This is a genomic window from Mesorhizobium sp. B2-9-1 (genome assembly GCF_006439455.1).
GTDB lineage: Bacteria > Pseudomonadota > Alphaproteobacteria > Rhizobiales > Rhizobiaceae > Mesorhizobium.
The window spans coordinates 80,847-93,681 of the sequence record NZ_VFTP01000014.1 but is presented as its reverse complement, the minus strand read 5'-3'; the positions used below and the strand labels follow the sequence as shown (position 1 = coordinate 93,681).

At 63.2% G+C, this 12,835-nt stretch carries 15 protein-coding genes; 6 read left to right on the top strand and 9 right to left on the bottom strand.

The window, feature by feature from the left end; genetic code table 11:
- Nucleotides 1-59: 59 nt before the first annotated feature.
- Genes FJW05_RS21270 through petA form a run of 3 tightly spaced genes read right to left on the bottom strand, consistent with a single transcriptional unit; the run spans nt 60 to nt 2,817 of the window.
- Entirely contained in the window at nt 60-917 is an 858-nt protein-coding gene (locus FJW05_RS21270; protein WP_140635447.1) for a cytochrome c1, read from the bottom strand.
- Nucleotides 918-938: 21 nt separating this feature from the next.
- A complete protein-coding gene (locus FJW05_RS21265; protein WP_140543252.1) occupies nt 939-2,240 on the bottom strand; it encodes a cytochrome b N-terminal domain-containing protein in 1,302 nt (433 codons plus the stop codon).
- A gap of 16 nt (nt 2,241-2,256) precedes the next feature.
- On the bottom strand, nt 2,257-2,817 hold the full coding sequence (gene petA / locus FJW05_RS21260; RefSeq protein WP_140635445.1) for a ubiquinol-cytochrome c reductase iron-sulfur subunit: 561 nt from the start codon (nt 2,815-2,817) through the stop codon (nt 2,257-2,259).
- Between the two features lie 259 nt (nt 2,818-3,076).
- Here petA and FJW05_RS21255 point away from each other — a divergent pair, with 259 nt between their 5' ends.
- From FJW05_RS21255 to FJW05_RS21245, 3 genes are read left to right on the top strand one after another with little or no spacing between them, the layout of a single operon-like run.
- Nucleotides 3,077-3,352, top strand: coding sequence for a type II toxin-antitoxin system Phd/YefM family antitoxin (locus tag FJW05_RS21255; RefSeq protein ID WP_140635443.1), 276 nt, complete (start codon nt 3,077-3,079; stop codon nt 3,350-3,352).
- Entirely contained in the window at nt 3,352-3,774 is a 423-nt protein-coding gene (locus tag FJW05_RS21250; RefSeq protein ID WP_140635441.1) for a type II toxin-antitoxin system VapC family toxin, read from the top strand. Before FJW05_RS21255 ends, FJW05_RS21250 begins: the two co-directional genes overlap by 1 nt.
- Nucleotides 3,775-3,778: 4 nt before the next feature.
- Entirely contained in the window at nt 3,779-4,123 is a 345-nt protein-coding gene (locus FJW05_RS21245) for a cupin domain-containing protein (protein WP_140635439.1), read from the top strand.
- A 4-nt stretch (nt 4,124-4,127) separates the two neighbouring features.
- Here FJW05_RS21245 and FJW05_RS21240 read toward each other — a convergent pair whose 3' ends face one another.
- The 5 genes from FJW05_RS21240 to FJW05_RS21220 all read right to left on the bottom strand — a co-directional run bounded on the left by FJW05_RS21240 (nt 4,128) and on the right by FJW05_RS21220 (nt 10,798).
- A complete protein-coding gene (locus FJW05_RS21240) occupies nt 4,128-4,439 on the bottom strand; it encodes a DUF6665 family protein (RefSeq protein ID WP_140635437.1) in 312 nt (103 codons plus the stop codon).
- Between the two features lie 9 nt (nt 4,440-4,448).
- Nucleotides 4,449-6,332: an ABC transporter ATP-binding protein gene (locus FJW05_RS21235; RefSeq protein WP_140635435.1), complete on the bottom strand. Its 1,884-nt coding sequence runs from the start codon at nt 6,330-6,332 to the stop codon at nt 4,449-4,451.
- Nucleotides 6,329-8,221, bottom strand: a complete 1,893-nt coding sequence (locus FJW05_RS21230) for an ABC transporter ATP-binding protein (RefSeq protein WP_140635433.1) — start codon at nt 8,219-8,221, stop codon at nt 6,329-6,331. The genes FJW05_RS21235 and FJW05_RS21230 overlap by 4 nt, the downstream gene beginning before the upstream one ends.
- Nucleotides 8,222-8,474: 253 nt before the next feature.
- Nucleotides 8,475-10,355 (bottom strand): ABC transporter ATP-binding protein, encoded by a 1,881-nt coding sequence (locus FJW05_RS21225; protein ID WP_140635431.1) that lies wholly within the window; start codon nt 10,353-10,355, stop codon nt 8,475-8,477.
- A 26-nt stretch (nt 10,356-10,381) separates the two neighbouring features.
- Nucleotides 10,382-10,798 carry a hypothetical protein gene (locus FJW05_RS21220; protein ID WP_246673578.1) on the bottom strand — a complete coding sequence of 139 codons (417 nt, stop codon included), beginning with the start codon at nt 10,796-10,798 and terminating at the stop codon, nt 10,382-10,384.
- 464 nt (nt 10,799-11,262) lie between these two features.
- Between FJW05_RS21220 and FJW05_RS21215 the strand changes: the two genes are divergently transcribed.
- From FJW05_RS21215 to FJW05_RS21205, 3 genes are all read left to right on the top strand, one after another.
- Nucleotides 11,263-11,721 (top strand): tRNA (cytidine(34)-2'-O)-methyltransferase, encoded by a 459-nt coding sequence (locus tag FJW05_RS21215; RefSeq protein WP_140635428.1) that lies wholly within the window; start codon nt 11,263-11,265, stop codon nt 11,719-11,721.
- 149 nt (nt 11,722-11,870) lie between these two features.
- Nucleotides 11,871-12,314 (top strand): redox-sensitive transcriptional activator SoxR, encoded by a 444-nt coding sequence (gene soxR, locus FJW05_RS21210; RefSeq protein WP_140635426.1) that lies wholly within the window; start codon nt 11,871-11,873, stop codon nt 12,312-12,314.
- Nucleotides 12,315-12,357: 43 nt separating this feature from the next.
- A complete protein-coding gene (locus tag FJW05_RS21205) occupies nt 12,358-12,558 on the top strand; it encodes a hypothetical protein (protein WP_140635424.1) in 201 nt (66 codons plus the stop codon).
- Nucleotides 12,559-12,564: 6 nt separating this feature from the next.
- On the opposite strand, the gene FJW05_RS21200 is transcribed toward FJW05_RS21205, so the two are convergent.
- Nucleotides 12,565-12,822 carry a hypothetical protein gene (locus FJW05_RS21200; RefSeq protein ID WP_095766723.1) on the bottom strand — a complete coding sequence of 86 codons (258 nt, stop codon included), beginning with the start codon at nt 12,820-12,822 and terminating at the stop codon, nt 12,565-12,567.
- Nucleotides 12,823-12,835 lie beyond the last annotated feature (13 nt).

Genomic DNA, 12,835 nt, shown 5'->3' with positions numbered 1-12,835 from the left:
CGGCCGAAAAGAAAAGGGCGCCATTCGGCGCCCTGGCATTTTTCTGGAAGCAAGCCGCCTCAGTGCGCGACGTCGGCCCACACCCTGCGCTTGGTCATGTAGACCAATGCGCCGAAGACCAGCAGGAAGATCATGACGCGGAAGCCTGTCTTCTTGCGATCCTCGAGATGCGGCTCGGCCGCGAACATCAGGAAGGCCGAGACGTCGCGCGCATACTGGTCGATGGTCTGCGGCGAGCCGTCGTCATAAGTCACCTGGCCGTCCGAGAGCGGCTTGGGCATCTTCAGCGACACGCCGGACAGGAAGTACGGGTTGTAGTGCGTGCCTTCAGGGATCACCATGCCGGCCGGCGGTGTCTGGTCGTAGCCGGTGAGCAGCGAGTGGATGTAGTCCGGACCGCCCTGCGCATACTGGGTGAAGATGTCGAAGATGAAGCGCGGGAAGCCACGCTCGACGCCGCGCGCCTTGGCAAGCAGCGACATGTCGGGCGGCGCGGCGCCGCCATTGGCGGCAGCGGCGGCCTCTGTGTTCGGGAACGGCGCCGGGAAGTGATCCGACGGCTTGCCGGGGCGATCGAACATGTCGCCGGCATCGTTCGGGCCGTCATGGATGGTGTATTCGGCGGCCAAGGTCTTGATCTGCGCCTCCGAATAGCCGAGCCCTTCCAGCGTGCGGAAGGCCACCAGGTTCATCGAATGGCAGGCCGAGCAGACTTCCTTGTAGACCTTCAGGCCGCGCTGCAGCTGCGCCTTGTCATAGGTGCCGAACGGACCGGCGAAGCTCCAGCTCATTTCCTTCGGTTCGTTGATCGGGAAATGCGTCGGAGCGGCCGCGTTGTGTTCCTCTTCGGCGGCGATGGCAGCGGTGCCCGCGACCACCAGGCCAAGCAGCGCCAGCGAGGTGAGAATCTTCTTCATACCCAAAATCCCCTCAGATTCTCAGCCCGTGGTTTCCGGCGCGGCGGCAGCGCGTGCCGGATGTCCGCTGCCGCCCTTTTTCTTTTCAAGCACGGCCTCGGTGATCGAGTTCGGCAGCCTGCGCGGCGTCTCGATCAGGCCGAGCACCGGCATGATGACCAGGAAGAAGGCGAAGTAGAACAGCGTCGCCATCTGCGCCATGAACACATAGCTGCCTTCCGCCGGCTGCGAGCCCAGCCACCCGAGCAGGATGGCGTCGGCTACGAACAGCCAGAAGAACAGCTTGTACCATGGACGATAGACCGCCGAGCGCACCTTGGAGGTGTCGAGCCACGGCACCAGGAACAGCATGGCGATGGCGCCGAACATGCACAGCACGCCGCCGAGCTTGGAGTTGATCGGGCCGATGTTGAAGGTGATGGCGCGCAGGATCGCGTAGAACGGCAGGAAGTACCATTCCGGAACGATGTGGGCCGGCGTCTTCAGCGGGTTGGCGACCGTGTAGTTGTCCGGGTGGCCAAGGAAGTTCGGCAGGTAGAAGACGAAATAGGCGAAGACGAACAGGAACACGATCATGCCGAACGCGTCCTTGATGGTGGCGTATGGCGTGAAGGCGACGGTGTCGGTCTTCGACTTGACCTCGATACCGGTCGGGTTCGACTGGCCCACGACATGCAGCGCCCAGATGTGCAGCACGACGACGCCGGCGATCATGAACGGCAACAGGTAATGCAGCGCAAAGAAGCGGTTCAGCGTCGGATTGTCGACGGCGAAGCCGCCGAGCAGCAGTTCCTGGATCCAGTTCCCCACCAGCGGAATGGCGCTGAAGAAGCCGGTGATGACGGTAGCGCCCCAGAAGCTCATCTGGCCCCAAGGCAGCACGTAGCCCATGAAGCCGGTTGCCATCATCAGAAGGTAGATGATGCAGCCGAGGATCCACAGGAGCTCGCGCGGCGCCTTATACGAGCCGTAGAACAGGCCGCGAAAGATATGGATGTAGACGGCGACGAAGAAGAACGAGGCGCCGTTGGAATGGAGATAGCGCAAGAGCCATCCCGAATTCACGTCGCGCATGATCTTCTCGACCGAATCGAAGGCGAGATTGGTGTCGGAGGTGTAGTGCATCGCCAGCACGATGCCGGTCAGGATCTGCGCGGCCAGCATGATCGACAGGATACCGCCGAACGTCCACATGTAGTTGAGGTTGCGCGGCACCGGATAGGCGACGAAGCTGTCATGGACCAGCCGCGGCAGCGGCATGCGGGCGTCGAACCAGCGCTCGATACCGGTCTTGGGCGTATAGGTCGAGTGTCCCTCGCTCATCGAAATGTCCCCTGCCTCAACCGATAAGAATCTTGGTATCGGAAATGAACTTGAATACCGGGATCGCCATGTTCTCCGGCGCCGGGCCTTTGCGGATGCGGCCGGCGGTGTCGTATTGCGAACCGTGGCACGGGCAGAACCAGCCGCCGAAATCGCCTTCCTGGCCGAGCGGGATGCAGCCGAGATGCGTGCAGACCTGCACCATCACCATCCAGGCTTCCTTGCCGGGCGTGGTGCGGTTGGCGTCGGTCGCCGGCGCGTCGGACGGCAGGTTGGCGTTGCGCGCGATCGGATCCTTGAGATCGGCGAGATTGACGGCCGCGCCGTCCTTCATTTCCTTTTCGGTGCGATTGCGCACCACCACGGGCTTGCCGCGCCACTTGACGACCAGCGAGCTGCCGGGCTGCAGCGACGAGACATCGACCTCCACCGAGGCCAGCGCCAGCGTCGAGGCGTCGGGGCGCATCTGGTCGATGAACGGCCACGCGACGGCCCCAGCGCCGACAACGGCGGCCATGCCGGTGGCTACGTAGAGAAAATCGCGACGGTTGGGATCGCGGATGTCGGTTGCGCTCACGGGTGCCTGATCCTTTCGCCTCTTCCTAACCGGAGGCCGAGCCTTGTCCCCGCTCAATCGCACCTGCCCGACAGCGCATGGCGAACAGGCTAGCGAATTCCTCCGGCATTTGGAGTTCGGTTTATGCGTGCGGCCCGTTTTTGTCCAGCGGGGTGAGACCACAAGGGCAGATTGTCGCGGGTGTCCATCACGGGGAGAAATTTGACCGGACAAGCCGGATGTAGCAATATATCTACATCTGCCGGACGGAGGTGCTGAAATGAGCGTTCCGACAAAGACGACGACCACCATGTCGAGCCGTGAATTCAACCAGGATACGGCGCGCGCCAAAAGAGCAGCCAGGAACGGGCCGGTCGTCATCACTGACCGCGGCAAGCCCTCGCATGTGCTGATGTCGATGGAAGAATATCGCCGCCTGGAAAGGAAGCCGAGAAGTCTTGCGGACGCGATCGCGGACGACCGCCCCGAAGCGGATTTCGACTGGGAACCGCCTCGCCTGGAAGGGCCGTTTTTCAAGGTTCCAGACCTCGACTGATGTTCCTTCTCGATACCAATATCGTTTCGAATCTGCGTCGTCGCGACAAAGCCGATCGCAACGTTCTGGCCTGGTCGGAGACCCACGACGTCGCCAGCTTTTTCATGTCGGTCATTTCGATCCTTGAGCTCGAAATCGGCACATTGCTCTTGTCGAGGAAGGATACTCGCCAAGCCGCCATGTACCGCGATTGGCTGGACCGGACTCTGATTCCACAGTTTGACGATCGGATATTGAGCATAGACACGGCCGTTGTCGTGCGTTGCGCGAACCTCCACGTTCCCGATCCGAAGCCGGAACGGGATGCCCTTATCGCCGCTACCGCGCTCGTCAAGAACTTGACGGTCGTGACCCGCAATACCAAGGATTTTGAAGGCACGGGCGTGAAGTTGTTCAATCCCTGGATACCGGCGAAGGAGTAGGGCCATGGCGCATGTCATTGAACGCTACAGCTGGGCCGACGCCCCCGACCTCTGGATGGGCGAGCTGCAATGCGGCCAGTTCGGCGCCAATTCCTGCCTGATCTTCAACTATCAGCCGACGGCCGGCGGCGGCCCACGCCTGCACAAGCATCCCTATGCGGAAATCTTCGTCATCCGCTCCGGCACCGGCCTGTTCACGATCGGCGACCAGGAGATCAGGGCCACGGCCGGCCAGATCCTGATCGTGCCGCCCGACACGCCGCACAAGTTCACCAATCTCGGACCCGGCCCGCTCGAAAGCACCGACATACACGAGAACGGCCATTTCATCACCGAATGGCTGGAATAGCTGGCTAGCCGGCGCCGAGCCTGACCAGCACCGCGCGCGGGATGTCGTATTCGCGGATCACGGCGTCATGCTTGCGCAAACCGCAAAGCTCGCGCTGGATGAAATAGGCGTGGACGGCCGCCGCCGCTTCCTTGAGCAGCCTGTTGCGATGCTCGCCCTCGCCGCTCTCGCGCAATCTGGCAAGGCTTTCCTCGACACGCCGGCCGGCGCGGCCGAGGGCTGCCGCCTTCTCGGCGAGGATTTCGTGGCCGAGCAGATCGAGCGCGCTTTCCTGCGCGCCTGACCGTCCGAAATTCATGGGCATGCGTACAGACATGATGCCGTTCTACTGCGCCGGCCGCGTCTCTTCCAGCGCGCTTTCCTCGTTGAAGAGGAAGCCGCCGGACTGGCGTTTCCAGAGCCGCGCATAGAGCCCGTCCAGCGCCACCAGCTCGTCATGCGTGCCCTGTTCGACGATGCGGCCGCCGTCCAGCACCACGAGCCGGTCGAGCGCCGCGATCGTCGACAGCCGGTGCGCGATGGCGATCACCGTCTTTTCCTCCATCAGTCTGGTCAGGTTCTCCTGGATCGCCGCCTCTATGTCGGAATCGAGCGCGGAGGTCGCCTCGTCGAGGATCAGGATCGGCGCATCCTTGAGGAAGACGCGCGCGATGGCGACGCGCTGCCGCTGGCCGCCGGACAGCTTCACGCCGCGCTCGCCGACAAAGGCCTCGTAGCCGGAGCGCTCGCGGTTGTCGCGCAAACCCAGGATGAAGTCATGCGCCTCGGCTTTCCTGGCCGCGGCGATCACCTGCGCATCGGTCGCGTCCGGCATGCCGAGCTTGATGTTGTCGCGCAGCGAGCGGTGGAAAAGTGCGGTATCCTGGCTGACCACGCCGATATTGCCGCGCAGCGAGTTCTGCGTCACATGCGCGATGTCCTGGCCGTCGATCAGGATGTGGCCGCCCTCCAGGTCATAGAGGCGCAGGATCAGGTTGGCCAAGGTCGTCTTGCCGGCGCCCGACGGGCCGACCAGCCCGACCTTCTCGCCCGGATGCACGACGAGGTCGATGCCGTCGAGCACGCCGGCCCCCTTGCCATAATGGAAGGTGACGTTCCTGACGTCGATGCGGCCGCCGGCGACGACCAACTCCTTGGCATCCGGCGCGTCGGTCAGGCCGAGCGGCTGCGAGATCAGCGCCTTGGAATTCTCCAGCACGCCGAGATTCCTCAGGATGCCGTTGAGCTGCATCATCAGCCTTCCAAGCAGCATGTTGAGCCTGAGCACCAGCGACAGCGTGAAGGCAACGGCGCCGACCGTGATCGAACCTTCGACCCACAGATAGATGGCGAATGCGGCGATCGCCGTGATCATGATGCCGGAGAGCATGGTCAGCGCCATGCGCACGCCGGTCAGCCGGCGCGTGAACGGCCGCAGCGCGTCGAGATAGATGCCGAAGCCGCTGCGGATATAGCGATCGTCGCCGTCGGCCGAAAACAGCTTCAACGTCTGCACGTTCGAGTAGGAATCGACGATGCGGCCGGTGATCATCGAACCGGCCTCGGCCGTCGCCTCGGCATGCTTGCGGATAGCCGGCAGATAGAGTTTCGCCAGCCAGCCGAACGCGGCGATCCAGATCACCACCAGCACCGCGAGCCGCAGATCCAGACCGGCGACCAACGCCAGCGTCGTCACAGTATAGACGATCATGAACCACACGACCTCGATGAAGCTTTCCATCAGGTCGCCGGTCGCCTGCCCCGCCTGCCAGACTTTTGTCGCGATGCGGCCGGCGAAATCGTTCTGGAAGAAGGCGTAGGACTGGCGCGAGACGTGCCGGTGCGCCTGCCAGCGCACCAGATTGTAGAATCCGGGCGTGATCGTCTGCTCGTCGACCAGCGCCGACAGGCCGACCACCAGAGTGCGGATGACCAGAACCACGCCGCCCATGAACAGGAGCTCCGGACCGGCGGCCGCCCACAGCGCGTGCCAGCTGCGCTCGCCGGGCAGCTGGTCGAGGATATCGACCAGCCTCCCGACGAAATAGAACAGGCCTGCCTCGACCAGCGGCGCGATACCGCCGATGATGAGCATGGCGAAGAAGGCGAGCTTTGCCTGCCCGACATAGTGCCAGAGGAAGCCGCCGACGCTGGCGGGCGGTCGCAGATTCGCGGGCTCGCGGAACGGATAGACCCAGCGCTCGAACCAGCGATAGACGCCCTTCATCATTCCGCGGCTTCACCTTTCGTCGCCAGATCGTCGGCGGCCTGCTTTTCCTCGAGCAGGAAACCGCCCGACTGGCGCCGCCAGAGCTGGGCGTAGAGCCCACCCTTGGCAATCAAGGTCTCATGCGAGCCGTCCTCGACGATGCGCCCCTTGTCCATCACCACCAGCCTGTCCATCGCCGCGATGGTCGACAGGCGGTGGGCGATGGCGATGACGGTCTTGCCCTGCATGAGCTTGTAGAGGTTCTCCTGAATGGCGGCTTCCACTTCCGAATCGAGCGCGGACGTAGCCTCGTCGAGAATGAGGATCGGAGCGTCCTTCAGCATAACGCGGGCAATTGCGATGCGTTGCCGCTGGCCGCCGGACAGCTTCACGCCGCGTTCGCCGACAAGCGCCTCATAGCCGCTCTGCCCATACGGATCGGTCAGTGCCGCGATCACATCGTCGATCTGAGCGGCTTTGGCGGCGCTGAACATGGCCTCGTCGCTGGCCGACTGACGCCCATATTTGAGGTTCTCGCGAACGGACCGATGCAAGAGCGACGTGTCCTGATTGACGAAGCCGATCGCCGCGCGAACGCTCTCTTGCGAGACGTTGCGGATGTCCTGTCCGTCGATCAGCACCTTGCCGTCCTGGACGTCGAACAGCCGCAGCACGAGATTGACCAGCGTCGACTTGCCGGCCCCGGAGCGACCGATCAGGCCGACCCGCTCGCCCGGCGCGATCTTCAGCGACAGATTGTCGATGACGCCGCCTTTGCCGTCCTTGCGCCAGTAGTTGAAATTCACCTGGTCGAACTCGATGCCGCCGGCGATCATGACGAGAGCCGGTGCGTCAGGCTGGTCCTGCATGGTGATGGGACGCGCGATCGTCGTCATCGAGTTGCTGGCGACGCCGATCTGCCGGAAGACGTTGGCGCCGACATCGAGAATCCTGCCGGAGATGTTGGCGATCTGCAGCGCGAACGGGATCGCCGTCGCCACGGCCGCGGTGGTCATCGTCCCGGCGTTCCAGCCGGCCAGCGCCAGCCAGCTTATGGCGATGAGCAGCGCCGCGTTGAGGACGAACAGGGCCGACCACATCAGCGTGAAAACGCGCATCAGCTGGTAAAACGTGCCGGCATGCTCGACCACCGCCTGCGAGACATATTTGTCTTCGTGCTCGCCGGTCGAGAACGTCTTGAGCGTCAGGATGTTGGTGTAGCTGTCGACCATGCGGCCGCTCACCTGCGACCACCGCTCCGACAGTTGGGACGAGCGCTGGGTGATCTTCGGCATCGCGGACCAGAAGATGAGGCAGTAGAACACCAGCCACACCGCCACCACAGCCAGCAGCAGCGTGTCGAGCCGCGCCAGCACGACGATGGCGACCGCGACGAAGACCAGCGCGTACCAGACGGCATCGACCGTTAGGTTGACGCTCATCTCCACCGAATCGCCGCTCTGCATGACCTTGGTTCCGATGCGGCCGGCGAAGTCGTTCTGGAAGAAAGACCAGTCCTGGCGCACGACATGCCAATGGCTCTGCCAGCGGATGAGGTCGATGAGGTTCGGCGCGATGGCGTGGTTGCGGATGAGGCCATCGACGACCATCGACAATGGACGCAGCAGCACGATGATCGCCATCATGACGAGCACTGGCGTATGCGCGGCGAAGAAGTCGCCTGGCTTGGTGCTGGAGAGCAGGCCGACGATCAGGCCGACGAAAATCGGCAGCATCGCGTCCACTATCGCCGCGACGGCAACGATGATCATGCGCAGCCGATAGGCGGCGCGAAACTGTCTTATGAAATACCAGTAGAACCGCCAAAGCCCCATTGGCGGCTGCCTGTCGTCGGCCAGCGCCACCGGCGAATACCGGCTTTCGAACCAGGTGAAGATGCGGTCGAACATTTTTCTCTCATCGCGCCGGAAATCAGTCGACAACCGATCTGGTCGCCAGCAGGCCTCTGGCCAGGTCGTGGTTACGCCCGGGATCGATTCCCCGCAATCGCCGTAACCTTGATGCCGGAGCGGCTTGACGGCTCACAAAACCGCCGGGCCGCTCCAAGTCTTTGTTTTGCGCAATCCCGGACGGAAGGCTACGCGAAGCCGCCGAGCCCGACCGCTACGCACTTTTCCTGGAATTGCTGCAATCGCGATCGCGTTACTCCGCTGCCATCTCGGATCGAAGCGACTTGGCATCGGGCTCAGCCGGCGCGTCATCGAGCAGGAAGCCGCCCGACTGCCGTTGCCAGAGCTGGGCGTAGAGCCCACCCCTGGCGACGAGCTCCTCATGCGAGCCTTCCTCGATGATGTGCCCCTTGTCCATCACGACGAGCCGGTCCATCGCCGCGATCGTCGACAGGCGGTGCGCGATGGCGATGACGGTCTTGCCCTGCATCAGCTTGTAGAGGTTCTCCTGGATGGCCGCCTCGGCTTCCGAATCGAGCGCCGACGTCGCCTCGTCGAGGATGAGGATCGGCGCGTCCTTCAGCATGACCCGGGCAATCGCGATGCGCTGCCGCTGGCCGCCGGACAGTTTGACGCCGCGGTCGCCGACATGGGCATCGAATCCCTTGCGGCCGTTGTGGTCCGAAAGCCCGCCGATGAAATCGAGCGCCTCCGCCCGCCGCGCCGCCTCGGTGAGCATCTCTTCGGTCGCGTCGGGCCGGCCATAGAGGATGTTCTCCTTCACCGAGCGATGCAGCAGCGAAGTATCCTGCGTCACCATGCCGATCTGCGCGCGCAGCGAATCCTGCGTTACCGCGGCGATCTCCTGGCCGTCGACGAGGATCCTGCCGCTCTCCAGGTCGTAGAAGCGCAACAAAAGGTTGACCAGCGTCGACTTGCCGGCGCCGGAGCGGCCGACAATGCCGACTTTCTCGCCGGGCTTTACCGTCAGCGTCAAGTTCTCGATGACGCCCTTCTGCTTGCCGTAGTGGAAGCGGATGTCGTCAAAGCGGATTTCACCCTGGCTGACGGCGATGTCCTTCGCGCCGGGCCGGTCTTCGACGAGACGCGGCAGTGAGATCGACTGGATGCCGTCCTGCACCGTGCCGATATTCTCGAACAGCCCGGACATCTCCCACATGATCCATTGCGACATGCCCCACATCCGCAGCACCAGGCCGATGACCACGGCGACCGCGCCGATCGTCACCGCCTGACCGAGCCAAAGCCACAGTGAGATCGCCGTCACCGAGAACAGCAACAGCGAATTCAGAATGTAGAGCAGGCCATAGAGCACCGTCACCAGCCGCATCGAGCGGTAGACGGTGCCGAGGAAGCTCGCCATGCCTTCCCTGGCGAAGGTCGCCTCGCGCCGCGCATGCGAAAACAGCTTCACCGTCTGGATGTTGGTGTAGCTGTCGACGACGCGGCCGGTCATGGTCGAACGCGCATTGGCCTGCTCCTCGCCGACCTTGCCGAGCCGCGGAATGAAAAAGCGCAGCAGACCGATATAGCCGGCCAGCCATACGGCGAGCGGCGCCGCCAGCCGCCAGTCGGCCGAACCGACGATGAACAGCATGCCAAGGAAGTAGACGACGACGTAGTTCAGCACGTCGATCAGCTTGATCACGCATTCGCGCACGGCGAGCGCGGTCTGCATCAGCTTGGTGGCGATGCGGCCGGCGAACTCGTCCTGATAGAAGGCCATCGACTGCTTGAGCAAATAGCGGTGCACCTGCCAGCGGATGCGCATGGGATAGTTGCCCATCAGCGTCTGCTGGTTGAGGAGCGAATGCAGCCAGACCGTTCCAGGCAGCGCGAACAGCACGACGAAAGCCATGCCGGCGAGCTTCCAGCTCTCGGTCTGCAGGAAGGTTTCGCGGTTTTGAGCCGACAGCCAGTCGACGATGCGGCCGAGGAACCCGAACATCCAGACTTCGGTAAAGGCGATCGCCGTCACCAGCACCGCGTCGAGGATGATGTAGGGCCAGGCGCCTCGCGTGTAATGCACGCAGAAGGCGACCAGCATCTTCGGCGGCTCGACCGGCTCCGCGGCGGGAAACGGATCGAGCCTGTTTTCAAACCAGCGGAACATTCCAGGCACTCGACTTATCTATGCGCTCACGCGGCGCGGGATTGATGGGCAAGGCTTTGCGGCCGCGCGGCATTGCGGGCCGGCGATACGGAATCATCCGCGTCGCCGGCCCTATCCCGCGCAATATAGGGTTTCGCCGGCATTTCGCCGACAGGCTCGTTTGACGTCCCTGACGGCCCGGAACTTCCGGACGAAAGGGCGGAACCTGCCCGGCTCCTGTCGCCCGGCCGGATCAAACGGATGATCCGGCGCACCAGCGTGGGCCGGCTGTGATCGGGCACCGCGCGCGAGAAATCGACGTCCGGCAGCATGCCGCGATGCGGCCTGCGCCGTTCCTCGGCATGCACCGCCGACGAATAGGTCTCGCCGATCAGCAGCGCCCAGGTCGCCGCCTTGCGTTCATGCAGGCTTCTTGACCCCGGTATCCTGTAGGGATCGAACATTGGTCCGTCCTCCATATGCAAATGCGTTAAAAAGGGTGATGCGTCCTCGACCATCGGCATTCGGCCGAAGGCGCGGATCGAATCGGCCGGGACACGACAAGCGTCGGTCCTGACACGACAAGCATCGGTCCCGACACGCTCAGCTGGGGCACGGCGCCCCTTTGGCAGTTTGAAAAACATCGCAAGATTCCTTCGAAGGCCGAAAACAGGGGTCGGCGGGAATCGGTGCGATGAGGACTTAAAGTGTCAGAAGAATCGTCGTACCGAAACCGCCGGTGGGCATACGGGTGCCCCGGAGAGGAGCTGGAAGTGCATGGTCATCATGTGGTTCCCCTCCTTCGGTTCGGGTTGACGATGGTCAGCATATACTCGACTTCGCAGAAAATGGCCACCCGCCAGTCCAGAAATCGCCGAAAGCCGCAGGCGCCTGTGGCCGATCTGCCACTTATTAGCAGGATACGGAAATGAACGATCGTCTCCGCATCGCGCTCTACCAGCCGGATATCGCCGGCAACACCGGGACAATCCTGCGCTTCGCCGCCTGCCTCGGTATCGGCGTCGATGTCATCGAGCCGGCTGGTTTCTCGCTCTCCGACCGGGCGCTGAAACGCGCCGGCATGGACTATCTCGAAATGGCGGCGCTTTCCCGCCATGCCGACTGGCACGCCTTCGAGGAGTGGCGAAAGACCGGCGCGCGCCGCCTCGTGCTGCTCACCACCAAAGCCACGGCCGCCTACACCGACTTTGCTTTCGCTGCCGGCGACATCCTTCTGTTCGGCCGCGAATCCGCCGGCGTGCCGGATCAGGTCCACCACGCGGCGGACGCGCGACTGACCATTCCGATGCGGCCCGGCGCGCGCAGCATCAATGTCGCGTTGTCCGTCGCCATGGTCGCGGGCGAAGCGCTGCGACAGCTCGGCTAGAACCCCGAACCCCTCTTCGTTGCCGCGCGCAGGCTCCACTCGCGGCGTCATTCTCACCCAGGCGCACATCGCCTTCTCCTGCAATTGCCCTATCGACGTTTCTTGGCTACAAGCTCAACTTAACTTGAGGTCAAGCGGAAAAGTTCGAGATGGCTCCGGTAAAGGAATTGACGGTCGGCCAGGTGGCCGTTCGCAGCGGCGTTGCGGTATCGGCGCTGCATTTCTACGAAGCGCGCGGCCTGATCCGCAGCCACCGCACCTCGGGCAACCAGCGGCGTTACAGCCGCGACGTGCTTCGGCGCGTGGCGATCATCCGCGTCGCCCAGGAGGTCGGCATCTCGCTCGCCGACATCGCCCGGGCGTTCCAATCGCTGCCGGAAGAGCGCACACCGAACCGCGAGGACTGGAACCTGCTTTCGACAGCCTGGCGCGACGAGCTCGACCAGAAGATCGCCCAGCTCAAGAAATTGCGCGACGGCCTGACCGATTGCATCGGCTGCGGCTGCATGTCGATCGACAAATGCCCGCTGAGGAACAGGGACGACCGTCTGGCCAGGGAAGGTACCGGCGCGAGGCGGCTAATTGCACCCTGAATAGGAGCAACGCGCTTATCGCGAACAGAGAGAGGAAGCAGCTATGCTAGGACACCTGATCCAAGCAGAGGAGGAGACCAAGGTCATCACTATCTACCGGATCGATTCTGGCGGCGTGCCAACCCTCTATACCTCCGTGAGCTTCGATGAGGCGCGGAAAATGGGGCTGGAAAAATTCGGCAAACTACTTGGCGAGAACCTAATTCTAGATTCTCCAAAATTGCGCGACCTATTTTTGCCGTGAAATTCCTCAATCCGCCGCCGGCAGCCGCCGCATGGTGAACTCAATCACGTCGCCCGGGCGTTCGAACCAGCTTTCGATCTCGGTCCAGTAGGCCTGTTTCGGAAAACGCTCGAACCACTCCTTGGCCTTGAGGCGCGCATCCGGGCGCGGCAGCACGAAGGTTTCGCGCAGGAAACCGTCGCGCGGCTGGTTTTCGCGCTCAGCCCGTGAGCGCTCCAGCCTCTTGCGTAAGCCATCCAGCGGCGGTCTTGCCGGGGTGCGCACGAAGGAACTCCCT

Excerpts from the sequence above, each read along its gene's own strand:
- FJW05_RS21255 (WP_140635443.1), top strand. The coding sequence starts at position 3,077 with ATGAGCGTTCCGACAAAGACGACGACCACCATGTCGAGCCGTGAATTC.
- FJW05_RS21215 (WP_140635428.1), top strand. The coding sequence starts at position 11,263 with ATGAACGATCGTCTCCGCATCGCGCTCTACCAGCCGGATATCGCCGGC.
- FJW05_RS21245 (WP_140635439.1), top strand. The coding sequence starts at position 3,779 with ATGGCGCATGTCATTGAACGCTACAGCTGGGCCGACGCCCCCGACCTC.
- FJW05_RS21250 (WP_140635441.1), top strand. The coding sequence starts at position 3,352 with ATGTTCCTTCTCGATACCAATATCGTTTCGAATCTGCGTCGTCGCGAC.
- FJW05_RS21205 (WP_140635424.1), top strand. The coding sequence starts at position 12,358 with ATGCTAGGACACCTGATCCAAGCAGAGGAGGAGACCAAGGTCATCACT.
- soxR (WP_140635426.1), top strand. The coding sequence starts at position 11,871 with ATGGCTCCGGTAAAGGAATTGACGGTCGGCCAGGTGGCCGTTCGCAGC.
- FJW05_RS21235 (WP_140635435.1), bottom strand. The coding sequence starts at position 6,332 with ATGATGAAGGGCGTCTATCGCTGGTTCGAGCGCTGGGTCTATCCGTTC.
- FJW05_RS21225 (WP_140635431.1), bottom strand. The coding sequence starts at position 10,355 with ATGTTCCGCTGGTTTGAAAACAGGCTCGATCCGTTTCCCGCCGCGGAG.
- FJW05_RS21270 (WP_140635447.1), bottom strand. The coding sequence starts at position 917 with ATGAAGAAGATTCTCACCTCGCTGGCGCTGCTTGGCCTGGTGGTCGCG.
- FJW05_RS21220 (WP_246673578.1), bottom strand. The coding sequence starts at position 10,798 with ATGTTCGATCCCTACAGGATACCGGGGTCAAGAAGCCTGCATGAACGC.
- FJW05_RS21240 (WP_140635437.1), bottom strand. The coding sequence starts at position 4,439 with ATGTCTGTACGCATGCCCATGAATTTCGGACGGTCAGGCGCGCAGGAA.
- FJW05_RS21230 (WP_140635433.1), bottom strand. The coding sequence starts at position 8,221 with ATGTTCGACCGCATCTTCACCTGGTTCGAAAGCCGGTATTCGCCGGTG.
- FJW05_RS21265 (WP_140543252.1), bottom strand. The coding sequence starts at position 2,240 with ATGAGCGAGGGACACTCGACCTATACGCCCAAGACCGGTATCGAGCGC.